Raw genomic sequence first — 15387 nt, 5'->3', positions numbered from 1 at the left:
ATGAAATAAAATGAAATAATAACTATTTCACTTTGAAAGTATACATTATAAATTATTTAAAAACAAGCTTTATATTATGATGAAACTTTTATCATATTGAAAATAATTTTATTGACTATTAAGCAAAGGATTGCGGAGATTAGGCGGAATTTCAATATAAAAATAAATGTAATAAAAAATCAAACTTATTTTTTTAGTAATTTTAAAATACTTGGCACGCAACTTGCTCTATTAATAAATGTAAAGTTCATCGATGAAAACTTTAGGCGCCTAATTAAGGAAAACGATTTAATTATAGGAGTGATGTACAGAATAAGTAGTTAGTTTAAAACAAAGAAAAATTAGGAAAAACAAATAAATAAGGAGGAAAAGAAATGGATAAAAAGACTCTATTAAAATTATTGCCTGTTATCTTAATACCTCTAGTACTTTGGATAACACCAACGCCAGCAGGACTAGAGCAAGAAACATGGCATGTTGTTGCACTATATATAGCTTTACTATTAGGTTTGGTAGTTAAACCTTTCTCAGAACCTGTTATTACGTTGATTATTGTTGGGATTGTATCGATGCTTATGGGGCCTGAAATACCTTTAGCTGGTTACGGAACTGAAATGGTATGGTTCATTGTAATGGTAACTATTGTATGCGCAGCTTTTGTTAAAACAGGGCTTGGTAAGAGGATTGCATATAATTTACTTACTAGATTTGGAAAGACTTCATTAGGATTAGGCTATATTATGATGTTCGTAGATTTAATATTAAGTCCTGCTACAGGATCAAATATGTCACGTGCATCAATTGATTATCCAATATTTAGGAATATAGCAGAAAGTGTTGGGTCTACACCTGAAAAGGATCCACGTAAACTTGGTTCATATTTAACAATGCTAATGTATGTAGTATCTATGTCTACAGCTACGTTGTTCCTAACTGGAATGGCTACAAATGCTATTACTGTATCTCTAGCAAAAGAAATGTTAGGTGTGAACATAGATTGGATGACATGGTTTAAGGCAGCAGTTGTTCCTGCTGGATTAGTCTTAGGTCTTGGTCCAATTATAGTATATAAGCTTTATAAACCGGACTTAACAGATCTTGGGGATATTAAACCACAAATGAAAAAAGGTCTTGAAGAAATGGGCCCTATGAAGAGCGAAGAAAAAATATTGGCATTTTTATTTCTTTTAGCCGTTTTAGGTTGGATGTTTGGATCTAAAATTACATTCCTAGATTTAGGGATGCAGGTTGTAGCGTTTGTATTCTTAGCCCTTACGTTATTATTTAAAATTCTAGATTGGAATGATGTTATCTCGCAAAGAGGTGCATGGAATACTTTTGTATGGTATGGGGCGTTTTATGGAGTTGCAGCAACATTAGCAGATCAAGGGTTCTATACTTGGCTTGCGGATGTACTTGACAAAACTTTAAATCTAGGACAATTAAATGGATTGCTTGTAACGATTGTTCTACTTTTAATAAGTCTAGCTGTTAGATATTTCTTTGTATCAAACAGTGCCTTTGTTGCATCCTTCTATCCTGTCTTATTTGCATTAGCTTTAACTACACAAGCCAACATTATGGTAGTTGCATTGCTACTAGCATTTTTCGCAGGATATGGTGCACTATTGACACACTATGGAAACGGTGCAGGAATTTATACCTTTGCAACAGGATATTGTAGCCAAAAGGATTTCTGGAGAATAGGAACAATCATGGTAGGTGTAGCTCTAGTTATATTCTTAGTGATTGGTTTACCATATTGGAAGTTAATTGGAATTTGGTAAATATAAATTAACTATAAACTATAAAAGGAGAATGAAATGTTAGATTTATTAATCATAAATGGTCATGTCATTGATCCTAAAAATAATGTAGATGAAGTAAGGCCTGTAGCCATATATGGTGGAAAAATAACAAAATATGAGGAAGGCGAAGAAGCAAAACATATAATCGATGCAAAGGGGAAATATGTATTCCCTGGCTTGATAGATGCTCATGCACATATGTTTGAATATGGTACAGATATAGGGTTGTTCCCTGATGTTGCTTATATTCCAACAGGTGTTACTAGTGCTATTGATTTTTCTGCTGGGGTTTCCAATTATCAAACTTTCAGAAAAGTGGTTATTGAACAAAGTAAAGTTAGAATCAAGAGCTTCCTCCAGGTGTGTTCAGCTGGGCTTGCTACAACAAGCTATCATGAAAATATTAATCCAAAATATTTTAATCGTGAGAAGATGGCGAGAATCTTCAATGATCATAAGGATAATGTAATAGGACTAAAAATTAGAAATGGTGAAGAAATAGCTGATGGACTTGGAATTAAGCCATTAATTGCAACAGTAGAGGTGGCAGAGAAAATTGGATGTCCAGTGCAGGTTCATTGTACGAATCTTCCAGTTCCAACTTCAGAAGTTTTAGACATCCTTAGACCAGGTGATATTTTTCAGCATGTTTACCAGGGTGTACAAAACACAATTATAGATGAAAATGGGAAATTACGTGATTGTGTTCTAGAAGCTAGAAAACAAGGGATTATTTTTGATACTGCTGAAGGTAGAAAACATGCTGACTTTGAAGTAATGACAAAGGCTATGGAACAAGGTTTTATAGCTGATATGTGTAGTACTGACCTAGTTTTAGCCAGTATGTATAGAAGACCTATTTTTTCACTTCCAAACCTAATGTCTAGATACTTATGTATGGGTATTAGCTTAAATGAAGTAATTAAGATGACAACAGAAAGACCAGCAAAGCTTATGGGCATGGAAAATGAAATCGGTTGTCTATCAGAGGGTGCATATGCAGATGTTGCTATTTTCGATATTGTGGATAAAGACCAATTATATAGAGATTGGAAAGGTTCCACGTTCTTAGCTAATAAATTGCTTAAACCAGAAATGACTATTAAAGATGGTTATATTATGTACTGTGCACCAGATTATATTTATGAAAACTAAAATAATAAAAGACTAAATTTAAAAACAACAAGGAGGAGATTGAGATGGGATATAAAATTTTATTACCACAAGAAATCATGCAAGAAGGTAGAGATTACCTAGAAAGCAGAGGACATGAGCTTATTACAGGAAGTGGTATGGAAACGGAAGATATTATTAGAGATATTAAAGGTATAGATGCTATGGTAGTACGTCTTTCTAAGATTACTAGAGAAGTATTTGAAGCAGCTGATAAATTAAAAGTTATTGTAAGACATGGAGCTGGTTTTGATACTGTTGATTTACAAGCAGCTAAGGACCATAATGTACAAGTACTTTACTGCCCGACAGCAAATAGTATGTCTGTTGCAGAAGTAACAATGATGTATATGCTTTACTGCTCAAGAAATTTTACAGTGGTAAGAAGAGACTTTATTGATGATTATTATAAGGCTAAATTAAGAACACCTAAGTGTGAACTTGATGGAAAGACTGTTGGTATTATTGGATGCGGTAACATCGGTTCAATTGTAGCTAAAAAATGTATGCACGGCTTTAATATGAAAGTTCTTGCATATGACCCATATAAGAAGAGAGCTGATTTCCCAGAAGGTGTAGAAGTAGTAAGAGATATTGAAAGAATTTACAGAGAAAGTGATTTTGTTTCTCTTCATTGTCCAACTACTAAAATATCTAAAGAGTTTGCTGGAAAGAAACAATTTGAAATGATGAAGCCAACAGCATTCCTTATTAATGCTGCTAGAGGTGCTGTTGTAAATGAAGTTGAACTTTATGAAGCATGCAAAAACAAAGTGATTGCTGGTGCAGGGTTGGATGTTCTTCAACAAGAGCCAGTTGATCCTAAAAATCCAATTTTATACTTAGACAATGTTGTTATAGCACCACACATTGGTGCAGCTACAAAGGAAGCAACTGATAGAGCATCACTTCATTCTGCTATTGGTATTCATGAAGTGTACGAAGGCAAACAACCAACATGGCCTGTTAAAGTAATAGATTGGAATACAGCTGAAACTTTTGAAGACTAATTTAAAATTTATCATAAGAAAAAGGAGATAATCAATATGCCAGTAGGAAATAGAATATTTTTAAAGAGAGAACTTCCAGACCCAGAACTAGTAAAAGAATTTAGTGAACTACCAGCAGCAAATGTTGCAGATGCTATGGGACGTTTGTGTGCAATTCATTCAGATATAAAGTTAATGTCAAGTCCAACAAAGAAGATGTGTGGAGTAGCTTTAACTGTAAAATCTCGTCCTGGTGATAACCTTGCTTTACACAAAGCACTTAATATAGCAGAAGAAGGCGATGTAATTGTGGTTTCAAATGAAGGTGACAGAAGCCAATCAATAATGGGTGAGATTATGTACAAATATCTTTCTGATTATAAAAAGATTAAAGGTATTGTAATTGACGGACCTATAAGAGATATTGACGTAATATCAAAATGTGAAATGCCAATCTTTGCAACAGGAACAACTCCTGGTGGCCCTTATAAAGAAGGTCCTGGTGAAGTAAATGTGCCAATTGCTTGTGGACATATATCTGTTAATCCAGGAGATATAATTCTTGGAGATGCTGATGGAGTAATTGTAATTCCTAAAAATGATGCGGCACAAATACTAGATAAAGCGAAGGCTATTGCAGCAGGAGATGCAGCAAAGGTTGAAGCTTCAGCATCAGGAACAGTTAATAGACAATGGGTAGATGATTTACTTGAGAAAAAAGGTTTTGAAGTCATAGATGGCATGTATAGACCTTAATAGAATTATTTAGATAAGTTCATTTTATTCACTGTCCTCCAACTTATGGAGGGCATAGTGGATAAGTGAACTTATTTTTTATTAGAATATATAAATTTGTATGGATGATATTTTAAAGGTATTACTAAAATTTAATACTTAATCTTCGTATATTACGCAATAGTTATAATATAGCGAATACACCAGAGAAGAGAGCGTTATTTAAACTAATAGGAAAATTTAAAGTGAAATTTTAAGAAGTATTAAGTTTATCGCCTTTTAAAATTGACATATCAGATGGAAAAGCATTAAGTCTATTTACTATAACATATAAAAAGATCTCTTTATTTCACGGTTTAAAAATAAAGAAATCATTTTTTTGTATATTAATACTATAATAAATTATATTTAGATAAATTTTTTTCTAATTTATAATAAGTAATTATACTCATTATAGAACCACTTTCCCATAAACCATAACCTCTCTCAGAAATTCCTAATAATTTGGCTGCATCTCTTTTCGTAAAATTATTTTCTAGTCTCCAATTAAGGAGCTTGTCTTTAAAGCTAGATGACTCAAGTAAAAATTTTGAGTAACCTTCATTACATAAAAATTTAATATCTAAAACTTTTGATAATTTATTTATAGAATCTAATGTAGGATAAAAATTATCACACTCATAAGAGCCTATCATACCATGGTTTATATCAATCTTATTGGCAAGTTCAAATTGAGATAATCTCATAGATAATCTAAGTTTCTTTAACCTTTGTCCAAATGTATCTTCAGGTAAATCGCTATAGTCATAAAACTTATGACTAAACTTTGCATCTAGCGAGGCCACGCAGAAGCTATTGTAACAGGAACACTTGCAGGGCACAACGCAGTGAGATCTGCCATAGGTATGTATTTACTACAATTACCAACTAATACACTAATAGTAGATTTTATAAGTTATTCTAATTCTGAGATGAACAAGGTAGATGGGGATAAACTTAAGTTTACCTTTGCAGGAAGTGTATATTTTAATAGAATGAAAGAACTAGGATATTATACCACTGATAGCGATGTAGTAAGGGAAAGAGTTAAAAAGACTGGACTTGAAAATATATTTGATAAGGTGTTAGTTAAATAGGTATCTAGAGGCTGTTATTATAACGGCCTCTATTTTTATTGTTAATTATATGACAATGAAGTTCATTTACAATTACAAAAAATAATGATAAAATCTAAAATGACAAAATATAATAAAAAAACGTGAAAAAATACAAAATGCAAACAAATACGAAAATTTATAGTTTGTATAAGAAAACGTTAACCTTGTTTGAAAATAAAGGAGATATGATTTATGAAACATTTATACTTAGAAAAAGTTGTACCAATAGAGCCAGACAATCCTGCTATAAAAATAGATTATGATAAGTGTATAAAATGCGGTCTTTGTAAGCGAGTGTGTGAAAAAGAAATTGGCGTTGCAAATTACTTTGATTTAGAAGAAACTAAAGATGTCGCAGTTTGTGTATACTGTGGTCAATGTGCAGTAGCATGTCCTGTAAAAGCAATAACACAAGTAGAAGATATAGATAGGGTTAAAGAAGCCATAAACGATCCAGAAAAAATAGTTGTATTTTCAACAGCTCCAGCAGTACGCGTTGCATTAGGTGAAGAATTTTCAATGGAAGCAGGCTCATATGTTCAAGACAAAATGGTAGATGCACTTAGAAAACTTGGTGGGGATTACGTATTTGATGTTACATTTGGAGCAGATATGACAATAATGGAAGAATCAAGTGAGCTACTAAATCGTATAGATAAAAACGAAAATATACCTCAATTTACGAGTTGTTGCCCATCTTGGGTTAATTTTATAGAAACTTTCTATCCAGAATTGATACCAAATTTATCAACTACGAAAAGCCCAATAGCAATACTAGGAGTCACTATAAAAACTTATTTTGCTAAAAAACAAAATTTAGATCCTTCAAAAATAGTAACTGTTACTGTAACACCATGTACTTCCAAAAAGTATGAAATAGATAGACCTGAGATGAATGACTCAGCCAAGTTTAATAATATAGATGAATTAAGAGATAATGACATTATAATAACTACTCAAGAACTTGCATCTTGGATAAAAGAAGAAAAAATTAACTTTGAAAATCTAGAAGGAAGTGAGTTTGATAATTTATTAGGACAAGGAAGTGGAGCAAGTATTATATTTGGAAATAGTGGCGGTGTAATGGAAGCTTCAATTAGAACTGCATATTACATAGAAACTGGAGAAAAACCACCGAAAGAACTATTAGAATTTACTCCAGTAAGAGGTTTAGATGGGGTAAAAGAAGCAAGTGTCATAATTAATGATAAAAAGCTAAATCTAGCAGCAGTTCAAGGTACAGCTAATGCGAGAACATTAATAGAAAAGATGAAAAATAAAGAAGTTGAATATCATTTTATAGAAGTTATGACATGTAAAGGTGGATGCATAGGTGGAGCAGGTCAACCTAAAACAAAAATTAGAGTTACTGATGAAATAAGAAATAAAAGAATTGATAGTTTGTATAAAAAAGATGTTGAAATAAAAGTAAAATCGAGTTATGAAAATCAAGATGTTATAAAAGTGTATAAAGATTTTTACGAAAACCCTATGTCTCGTATATCATATGAACTTTTACATACACAGTATGATTCAAAAGCTCATATGCTAGGTGAAAAAGAGGACTTAGAGGATATAATATAATATGTATTAAAATAATAACGTATATATTAATAGTTGGAAGCTTAAGTAAAAAAAAGAAATAGTATGCAAGTGATTAATGTATACAATATGTGGTATATAAAAAGCTGTAAAATGTGCCCTATAGAGTAGGCAGTTAATTAAAAGTTCTACTCTATAGGTTACACTGAAAAGAGAAAGATTGTTTATTTCTACTTAGTAGCAAGTTCAAACTGAGATAATCCCATAGATAGGATAAAATACTTGTTAAGTAGATACTCAAAGGCTGTTATAATAACAGCCTTTTTTGTATGTAATTAGAACAAATTAATATGATATAATTAATTATATTTATTAGAACCTTGAGTGCTGTTTATAACAGTTTTTAATTTTATAAGATAAAGGAGTTTTACAAATGACAAATAATATTTCTTTTTCAAGAGCTGAAACATGTTTAATAATGGAGCCTGTACATAGTAACCTCTATGGTAATGTCCATGGGGGAGAACTTATGAAGGTTATGGATAATGTTGCAGGATTAGCAGCATTTAAACATGCAAAAGGTACCGTTGTAACTGCAAGAGTTGACGAAATTGTATTTCATAAACCAATACATATAGGCGATATTGTCACATGCATTGGGCAGGTAGCATATGTAGGTAAATCTTCAATGCAAATTATGGTAAGTATAATAGCCAGCAAGATAGATGATTATTCACAGCCTGAAGTGGCAATGACAGCATTAGATTGTTCACATCCTGAAGTAGCTATGACAGCATTTTTTACTATGGTTCATTTAGTGGATAATAAACCAGCTGAAGTTCCAAGATTAGTTATTAATACTAAGGAAGAAGAGGAACTTTATAAACTTGGCGAGAGAAAGTATTATGAAATAAAATCAAAATATAAAGGTTAACATTATTTAAAAACATGGAGTGAATAAATATGATATATCAACATGGATATAAACATAACAAAAAGCTATTTGAGAATCTAAGAATTGACTGCAAAGAATGTTTCGGACTTTGTTGTGTCGCACTGTATTTTTCTACTTCGGAAGGTTTCCCAATAGACAAAGAGGCAGGGAAGCCTTGCCTAAACTTACATTCAGACTTTAGCTGTTCTGTTCACAAAAACCTTAGGAAACAGGGACTCAAAGGTTGCACTGCTTATGACTGCTTTGGAGCAGGCCAAAAGGTAGCTCAAGTTACATACAAAGGAAATGACTGGCGACAAGCACCAGAATCGGAAAAGCAAATGTTTGAGGTTTTTCTTATTATGAGGCAACTTCATGAAATGCTATGGTATCTGACAGAAGCAATTACACTGGAACCAGCTTCTTTTATCAAAGATCAACTGAGCTCTATGATTAGTGAGACAGAGCGTCTTACTCATCTCAGTCCAGATTCTATTATAGGACTTGATGTAGCAGCACACAGAGCTGACGTTAATGCATTACTTATACAGACAAGCGAACTAGTACGAACTAAATTCCGTAAAGAGCAGAAGACTCCTTCAAAACGTCAGAAGAATATTGGTCGAGGATTAGATTTTATTGGCTCAGACCTTAAAAAAACTAATCTAAGAGGAGCAAATTTAAGAGGTGCATTTCTTATTGCAGCAGACCTTAGGGGAACTGACTTAAGTGGTGCAGACCTTATTGGCGCTGATTTGCGAGATGCTGACATCAGAGGAGCAAACCTAACAGATAGTATATTTCTTACCCAAGCCCAAATTAACACCGCTAAGGGCGATTCTAATACAAAGTTGCCGGTGGCACTAGTTCGTCCAACATATTGGGATAAATAACGGATACAAAAAAGGCCCTTAACTCACAATGGGTGAGGTAGGGGTCTTTATAATTATCTACAATTTTATTCTTCAACTAAAGCTACAGCTCGTATAGGAGAGCCAGAACCAGATCTAATTTTTAGTGGAAGACCAAAGTATAAAAATCTTTTATTAACAAGTTTGTCTAAATTACATAGATTTTCAGAATTAGTGATATCGTATTCACCACAAACTAAATGCCCTGAAAAGTCTAAATCATCAGTATGATCTATTGCTGGTGCATCAACCCCTATATTTACTACACCTTGTTGAGCTAACCATTTAGCTGCATTGTAACTTAGTCCAGTATACTCTTTTTGCCACTTATCAGTACCGAAATTTCTATCATAATGGCCAGTATACATAAGAACTATGTCACCCTTTAGTATTTCTTGTCCTGAATTTTTTACTGCCTTTTCCAAGTCTTTTGGCTCTATGTATCTTGATGAAGGAACATTAGACAAGTCTATGCATATAGCACTTCCCCAGAAGTACTCAAGTGGCATATTTTCTATAGTAGCCCCACCTGGTTTATATTCCGAAACTGCATCACAATGAGTACCACCATGTTCACTTATAAGTAAGTTTCTAGCTGAGAACCCTAAAGTTTTACTTCCCGTAGCTTTCATGTTTTCATCATGAGTCATATTAGTCATTATAAATGTATTTTGATGCATAGGAAAAACAGACATACCTTGAAATATTTCTTGTGATAAATCAATTAATTTTAACCCCATATTTTTTCCTCCTGAAAACTGTATAAAATTTTTCTTTTTATAGTTATATTCCTGAGCTTGTCAAAATATAATTTACAAATAGTTAAATTCACAAAAAATTTTCTAATTAGTACAAATATTATTTTTTATAGTTATATTCTCGAGCTTGTCAAAATATAATTTATAAATAGTCAAAATCATAAAGGTTTTCTGACTAATTATTTTACATATTTACATAAAAAAGTACAAAAAGATTAGGAGGTTATTAAAATGTCAAAAAAACAATACATATTAGCTGTACCAAACTTCAGTGAAGGAAGAAGAACTGAGATAATAGAGGAAATTGTAAATGAAGTGAGAGATTTTGAAGGTGTAAAGTTAGTAAGCTATGAACCAGAGCATGACTTTAACAGAACTGTTGTAACTTTAATAGGAGAGCCAAATCCTTTGAAGGAAGCTGTAGTGAATATGGCTGCTAAAGCTATAGAACTTATAGATATGAGAGAACAAAAGGGTACACATCCAAGAATAGGATCACAAGATACTATACCACTATTCCCATTTAAAGACATAACTGTAGAAGAATGTGTTAGTTTAGCTAAGGAAATAGGTGAGGAATTACATAAAAAAACACAAGTACCAGTATTCTTTGCAGCAGAAAATGCAAGAAATGAAGAAAGAAAGGCTTTAGCTTATATAAGAAAAGGTCAATACGAAGGATTAAGAGATTTATTAAAAGAAACTAAAGACGATCAATTAAGAAGTGAAGAATATTGTAGCAGAAAACCAGATTTAAGTGTAGATGGATTATTAAGTGAAACTGCTGGAGCTACTATAGTTAGTGCAGAAGCTGAAGGGTTAACAGCTTATAATATATTTTTAGGAACTGAAAACTTAGATATAGCTAAGAACATAGCTAAAGGTCTTAGAGGACCGAGTGGTGGATTTAGCACAGTTAGAGCGGTAGGAATACGATTCCCAGAAAGACAAGGAGTAGTAGTTTCAATGAACTTGCTGGATTGTTCAAAAACACCTATGTATAGAGCATTTGAATTTGTAAAAAGGGAAGCAGAAAGATACGGGGTACCTGTTACTGGAACAGAATTAGTAGGACCAATAAAGTTAGATTATATAATAGATTCATTTGAATACTTCTTTAGATTAGAAGGATTTAGAAAAAGCCAAATATTAGAAACTCATTTAATGGATATTTAATAAAGATAAGGGGTGTAAAAATATGTATGATGTAATAGTTAAAAATGCAAGGATACCTCAAGGTGATGACACAGTACTTACAAATATATTAGTTAAAGATGAAAAAATAGCAGGATTTTTAGATTGTATAGAAGGTGTTGAGGCAAAAAAAATAATAGACGCAGAGGCGAACTTAACACTTCCCGGCTGTATAGATTCTCATACTCACTTTATGTATCAAGGATTCCCACACAGAGAAAATTTCCTAACAGGAACAGCTGCAGCAGCAACTGGCGGGGTTACTACTATAATAGATATGCCATGTTGTTCAGTTCCTTCAGTAAGAAGTATCGAACAATTAGAAACTAAGCTTTCACTATGTGGACCACAAGCAGTAGTTGATTATGCTATGTGGGGTGGAGTTACTGGTGAAGATGTAAGAAATGGTTGGCTACATAACGTACAAGAACAAGCAGATTATGGAGTAGTAGCATTTAAAGCATATATGACTCCATCAGTTCCAACTTTCCCAAGAGTTACGGACCCTGAAATGTATGAAGCTTTTAAAGCTGTTTCAGAAACTGGACTTCCGGTAGGAATACATGCAGAAAACTTCGCAATGTGTGATTTCTACGTAAATAAGTTTAGAGAAGAAGGAAGACTTGATGGTCCAGCTTGGGCTGAAGCAAGAATGGAACTTGCTGAAAAGGTAGCAATAGAATTAGGTATAAGCTTTGCTGAAGCAAGTGGAGCTAGATTACATATAGTTCATATGAGTACTGGAATAGGGGCTAAATTAGTTGGAGACGCAAAGAAAAGAGGTTTAGATGTAACTAGTGAATCTTGCCCTCACTACTTAACATTAAATTATCAAGACGCTATGACTAAGCACGGAGCATGTGCAAAAATAGCACCACCCCTTAGAACTAAAAAAGATAATGAACTTCACTGGGAAGGAATAAACAACGGAAGCATAGACTTTGTAGCTACTGATCATGCTCCATATGAAATAGAAAGCGAAAAAGCTAAAGAAGGTATGAATATATGGACTGCATTCCCAGGTATACCTGGTGTTGAAACTATGGTACCAGTAGTTGTAAGTGAAGGATACAACAAAGGCAGAATATCTTTAAGCAAATTAGTAGATGTATTATCAACTAATGCTGCTAAGCACTACGGATTATATCCAAAGAAAGGTGCTTTAAACATAGGTTCAGATGCAGACTTTACAATAATAGATTTAGATAAAGAATGGACTATAAAAAGAGAAACTATGGTTTCTATGTGTGGATATACTCCACTTGAAGGAATGGAATTAAAAGGGAAAATAGCTAAAACTATAGTTCGTGGAAATTTAGTATACCAGGACGAAGAAACTGGAATACTTGGGAAATTAGACAATTATGACGTTGTATTTAATAATCCAGAAGACTTAGAAAGTAATGAATATAAGGTAAGCTATAGAAAACAACATCCAGAAGTAATACTTGATCATGTTAAAAATATAAAAGGAATAATGGTTAAGCCTGGATTTGGTAACTTTGTAAAAAGACAACAAATAATGAAATTAGATAAAACTATAAAATATTAAAAATACAAGGGGGAAATATAAAATGGCAAGACATGGAATCGTTGTTATAGATATGTTAAATGATTTTATAGGAGAAAAAGCTCAATTAAGATGTCCAGGAGGAGAAGAAATAATTCCAAACTTACAAAAGTTATTTAAGTGGGTAAGAGAAAGAAATGCACAAGGACTTGATGATATACAATTAATACACGTACAAGAGGCTCATAGAAAAAATGATGCTGACTTTAGAGTTAGACCAAGACATGCAGTTAAAGGTACTTGGGGATCTGACTTTATACAAGAACTTTATCCAGAAGGTGAAGAATATACAATTCCTAAGAGAAGACACAGTGCGTTTGCACATACTGATTTAGATTTATATTTAAGAGAAGAAAATCTAGATACGGTAGTAGTAACTGGTGTTTGGACTAATGTATGTGTAAGAAGTACTGCATCAGATGCGTTATACAATGCATATAAAGTTATAACTTTAAGTGATGGAGTTCATTCTAAAAATGATGAAATGCATGAATCTGGTTTAAGAGATTTAAGCATATTTACTAAAGTTATGACTATAGATGAATATATAGATGCATGGGAAAAAGGACTTGATCCATGGGTTGGCGGTGGAGACACTCAAAATAAGGTAGAGTAATACTTGACTTTATACAAAAGGAATATAATATAGAAGACTGCCTCCTCTGGGAGGCAGTTACTATAAAAGGGGAAGAGAACTATGAAGATTATAGTAGGCGTATCAGGTGGGAGTGGAGCTATTTATGCACTTGCTCTTTTAAAAGCTCTACAAGATATGAATATAGAAACACACCTAGTAGTATCGAATATGGGTGAGTATGTTGTAAACCATGAGTGCGGTGTAACTTTAGAAGAATTAAAAAAGATGGCTACATATTATCATGAAAATCATAATCTAGCTGCATCCATAGCTAGTGGTTCTTTTAAAACGGATGGGATGATTATAGTTCCTTGTTCTATGAAGACTTTAGCCTCAATATCAATGGGTCTATCAGATAGTTTACTTACAAGAGCGGCAGATGTGGTTATAAAGGAAAAAAGAAAATTAATATTATTACCAAGAGAAACACCACTTAATTCTATACACTTAGAGAATATGTTAAAACTTTCAAACTTAGGGGTAACTATAATGCCACCATCACCTGCTTTTTATCATCATCCTCAAGATTTATCTGATATAGTGACTTCTATAGTTGGAAGAGCACTAGATCAAATAGGTATAGAACACAATTTATTAAATAGATGGGGAGAGTAAGATTTATGGAAACTCAAATGCTAAGATCTACTCTAAAAAAATTAGATAAACTAAATTATTTGAAAACTTGCGATAAAAAGGTAGATATAAAATTTGAATTAGGTGCTATATTAAAACATTTTGATAATGAAGTGCCTATAAATTTTAAAAATATAAAAGGATATGATATGCCAGTTGTAGGCGGAATCTATGGCAATAGACAAATATTTTATGATTTGATGGGATTAAATAAAGATAATCGTATATTTGAATTTATGTATGCTATAGCCAATCCAAAACCAGTAAAGATTGTAGAGAATGGTCCTATAAAAGAAAATATAATAACTAGAAATATAGATATACAAAGAATGTTTCCAATTCCTACATCACATGAAAATGACTCATCAAGCTTTATAACAGCAGGTATGCTTATAGTGAAAGACCCTGAGACAGGGGATACTCATATGGCTGTTAGAAGATTTCAAATAAATGATAAAAACATTATAAGTGCATTAATATCCGGAGCATCTCCACATTTAAAAGAGGCATTTAGAAAGTGTGAAGAAAGAAATAAACCTCTAGAATGCGCAGTAGTTTTAGGTTATGATGCAGAGTATTTAATAGCTTCTCAAATAAGTTCATCTAAGTATGGACTTGATAAATACAAAGTATATAGTGCTCTAAAAGGTGAACCACTAGAGTTAGTAAAATGTCACAGTGTTGATATAGAAGTACCAGCATACTGTGAGATTGTATTAGAAGGTGAATTAATACCTAACAAAAGGGAAATAGAAGGACCTTTTGGTGAACTTATGGGATATTATGGAGAAATAGCTCCAAATCCTATAATGGAAGTAAAAACTATAATGCATAGAGATAATCCAATATTTCAACATGCATTTCCATGTAGAGAAGAACATTTGGCAAATGGACTTATAAGAGAAGTAGAAATATATAGCTCATTAACTGGGATAGTAGATGTAAAAGATGTTAATGTAACAGTTGGTGGAGGTTGTAGATTACATGCAATAGTATCAATAAACAAGAAAAATGAGGGCGATGGCAAGAGTGCTATAATATCTACTCTTGGAAGTAGCAAGGATGTAAAACATGTTGTCATAGTAGATGATGATGTAGACATATATAATTATAAGGATTTAGAATTTGCATTAGCATCTCGTGTTCAAGCATCACAAGATGTAGTTATAATACCTAATGCATTAGGATCTGGACTTGAAGCCTCACATGTATATAAGGGGCTAACTGATAAAATGGGGATAGATGCTACAAAACCAATAGGAGAAAAAAGTGAATTGTTCGAAAGGGCTATTGTTCCTGGATATGAGGATATCGATATAGAAAAATATTTTTAAGGTGGGAATAAT

Annotated in this window: 15 protein-coding genes; 13 read left to right on the top strand and 2 right to left on the bottom strand. The window is 32.7% G+C overall.

The genetic code is table 11. The annotated features are described in order from the left end of the window. Positions 1-374 precede the first annotated feature (374 nt). The 4 genes from ACUSRV_RS01125 to ACUSRV_RS01110 are packed head-to-tail and all read left to right on the top strand — an operon-like array spanning position 375 to position 4726. Positions 375-1787, top strand: coding sequence for a DASS family sodium-coupled anion symporter (locus ACUSRV_RS01125; RefSeq protein WP_490140067.1), 1413 nt, complete (start codon positions 375-377; stop codon positions 1785-1787). A 36-nt stretch (positions 1788-1823) separates the two neighbouring features. Next, positions 1824-2963, top strand: coding sequence for an amidohydrolase family protein (locus ACUSRV_RS01120; protein ID WP_490140066.1), 1140 nt, complete (start codon positions 1824-1826; stop codon positions 2961-2963). Between the two features lie 44 nt (positions 2964-3007). Then, positions 3008-3991, top strand: coding sequence for a hydroxyacid dehydrogenase (locus tag ACUSRV_RS01115; RefSeq protein WP_490140065.1), 984 nt, complete (start codon positions 3008-3010; stop codon positions 3989-3991). A 36-nt stretch (positions 3992-4027) separates the two neighbouring features. Beyond that, positions 4028-4726: an RraA family protein gene (locus ACUSRV_RS01110; RefSeq protein ID WP_490140064.1), complete on the top strand. Its 699-nt coding sequence runs from the start codon at positions 4028-4030 to the stop codon at positions 4724-4726. Positions 4727-5097: 371 nt separating this feature from the next. Here ACUSRV_RS01110 and ACUSRV_RS01105 read toward each other — a convergent pair whose 3' ends face one another. Continuing rightward, on the bottom strand, positions 5098-5550 hold the full coding sequence (locus ACUSRV_RS01105) for a helix-turn-helix domain-containing protein (protein WP_490140063.1): 453 nt from the start codon (positions 5548-5550) through the stop codon (positions 5098-5100). Positions 5551-5592: 42 nt separating this feature from the next. Between ACUSRV_RS01105 and ACUSRV_RS01100 the strand changes: the two genes are divergently transcribed. The 4 genes from ACUSRV_RS01100 (at position 5593) to ACUSRV_RS01085 (ending at position 9231) form a co-directional block, all read left to right on the top strand. Then, the gene (locus ACUSRV_RS01100) at positions 5593-5841 is read left to right on the top strand and encodes a hypothetical protein (RefSeq protein ID WP_490140062.1); all 249 of its coding nucleotides are present in this window, start codon (positions 5593-5595) and stop codon (positions 5839-5841) included. A 213-nt stretch (positions 5842-6054) separates the two neighbouring features. Then, the gene (locus ACUSRV_RS01095) at positions 6055-7446 is read left to right on the top strand and encodes a [FeFe] hydrogenase, group A (protein ID WP_490140061.1); all 1392 of its coding nucleotides are present in this window, start codon (positions 6055-6057) and stop codon (positions 7444-7446) included. Positions 7447-7837: 391 nt separating this feature from the next. After that, positions 7838-8338 (top strand): acyl-CoA thioesterase, encoded by a 501-nt coding sequence (locus ACUSRV_RS01090; RefSeq protein WP_490140060.1) that lies wholly within the window; start codon positions 7838-7840, stop codon positions 8336-8338. A 29-nt stretch (positions 8339-8367) separates the two neighbouring features. Further along, positions 8368-9231, top strand: coding sequence for a pentapeptide repeat-containing protein (locus tag ACUSRV_RS01085; protein WP_490140059.1), 864 nt, complete (start codon positions 8368-8370; stop codon positions 9229-9231). A 65-nt stretch (positions 9232-9296) separates the two neighbouring features. Here ACUSRV_RS01085 and ACUSRV_RS01080 read toward each other — a convergent pair whose 3' ends face one another. Continuing rightward, positions 9297-9989, bottom strand: a complete 693-nt coding sequence (locus tag ACUSRV_RS01080; protein ID WP_490140058.1) for a cyclase family protein — start codon at positions 9987-9989, stop codon at positions 9297-9299. 249 nt (positions 9990-10238) lie between these two features. On the opposite strand from ACUSRV_RS01080, the gene ftcD reads away from it, so the two are divergent. From ftcD to ACUSRV_RS01055, 5 genes are all read left to right on the top strand, one after another. After that, positions 10239-11183, top strand: a complete 945-nt coding sequence (ftcD, locus tag ACUSRV_RS01075) for a glutamate formimidoyltransferase (RefSeq protein WP_490140057.1) — start codon at positions 10239-10241, stop codon at positions 11181-11183. A gap of 22 nt (positions 11184-11205) precedes the next feature. Next, positions 11206-12753: a dihydroorotase gene (locus ACUSRV_RS01070; RefSeq protein WP_490140056.1), complete on the top strand. Its 1548-nt coding sequence runs from the start codon at positions 11206-11208 to the stop codon at positions 12751-12753. A 22-nt stretch (positions 12754-12775) separates the two neighbouring features. Next, complete coding sequence (locus ACUSRV_RS01065; protein ID WP_490140055.1) at positions 12776-13387, top strand: cysteine hydrolase family protein; 612 nt, start codon at positions 12776-12778, stop codon at positions 13385-13387. Between the two features lie 81 nt (positions 13388-13468). Next, the gene (locus ACUSRV_RS01060) at positions 13469-14023 is read left to right on the top strand and encodes a UbiX family flavin prenyltransferase (protein WP_490140054.1); all 555 of its coding nucleotides are present in this window, start codon (positions 13469-13471) and stop codon (positions 14021-14023) included. Between the two features lie 5 nt (positions 14024-14028). Beyond that, positions 14029-15375: a UbiD family decarboxylase gene (locus ACUSRV_RS01055; protein WP_490140053.1), complete on the top strand. Its 1347-nt coding sequence runs from the start codon at positions 14029-14031 to the stop codon at positions 15373-15375. The last annotated feature ends 12 nt before the right edge of the window (positions 15376-15387 follow it).

Source organism: Sporacetigenium sp. TC11 (assembly GCF_058146105.1).
The sequence above is the reverse complement of the archived record's forward strand: the minus strand, read 5'-3'. Positions and strand labels throughout refer to the sequence as shown.

Bases quoted from the DNA above. Each gene is read 5' to 3' on its own strand.
- ACUSRV_RS01120 (WP_490140066.1), top strand. From the start codon at position 1,824: ATGTTAGATTTATTAATCATAAATGGTCATGTCATTGATCCTAAAAAT.
- ACUSRV_RS01125 (WP_490140067.1), top strand. From the start codon at position 375: ATGGATAAAAAGACTCTATTAAAATTATTGCCTGTTATCTTAATACCT.
- ACUSRV_RS01110 (WP_490140064.1), top strand. From the start codon at position 4,028: ATGCCAGTAGGAAATAGAATATTTTTAAAGAGAGAACTTCCAGACCCA.
- ACUSRV_RS01090 (WP_490140060.1), top strand. From the start codon at position 7,838: ATGACAAATAATATTTCTTTTTCAAGAGCTGAAACATGTTTAATAATG.
- ACUSRV_RS01085 (WP_490140059.1), top strand. From the start codon at position 8,368: ATGATATATCAACATGGATATAAACATAACAAAAAGCTATTTGAGAAT.
- ACUSRV_RS01065 (WP_490140055.1), top strand. From the start codon at position 12,776: ATGGCAAGACATGGAATCGTTGTTATAGATATGTTAAATGATTTTATA.
- ACUSRV_RS01115 (WP_490140065.1), top strand. From the start codon at position 3,008: ATGGGATATAAAATTTTATTACCACAAGAAATCATGCAAGAAGGTAGA.
- ACUSRV_RS01080 (WP_490140058.1), bottom strand. From the start codon at position 9,989: ATGGGGTTAAAATTAATTGATTTATCACAAGAAATATTTCAAGGTATG.
- ACUSRV_RS01095 (WP_490140061.1), top strand. From the start codon at position 6,055: ATGAAACATTTATACTTAGAAAAAGTTGTACCAATAGAGCCAGACAAT.
- ACUSRV_RS01060 (WP_490140054.1), top strand. From the start codon at position 13,469: ATGAAGATTATAGTAGGCGTATCAGGTGGGAGTGGAGCTATTTATGCA.
- ACUSRV_RS01070 (WP_490140056.1), top strand. From the start codon at position 11,206: ATGTATGATGTAATAGTTAAAAATGCAAGGATACCTCAAGGTGATGAC.
- ftcD (WP_490140057.1), top strand. From the start codon at position 10,239: ATGTCAAAAAAACAATACATATTAGCTGTACCAAACTTCAGTGAAGGA.
- ACUSRV_RS01055 (WP_490140053.1), top strand. From the start codon at position 14,029: ATGGAAACTCAAATGCTAAGATCTACTCTAAAAAAATTAGATAAACTA.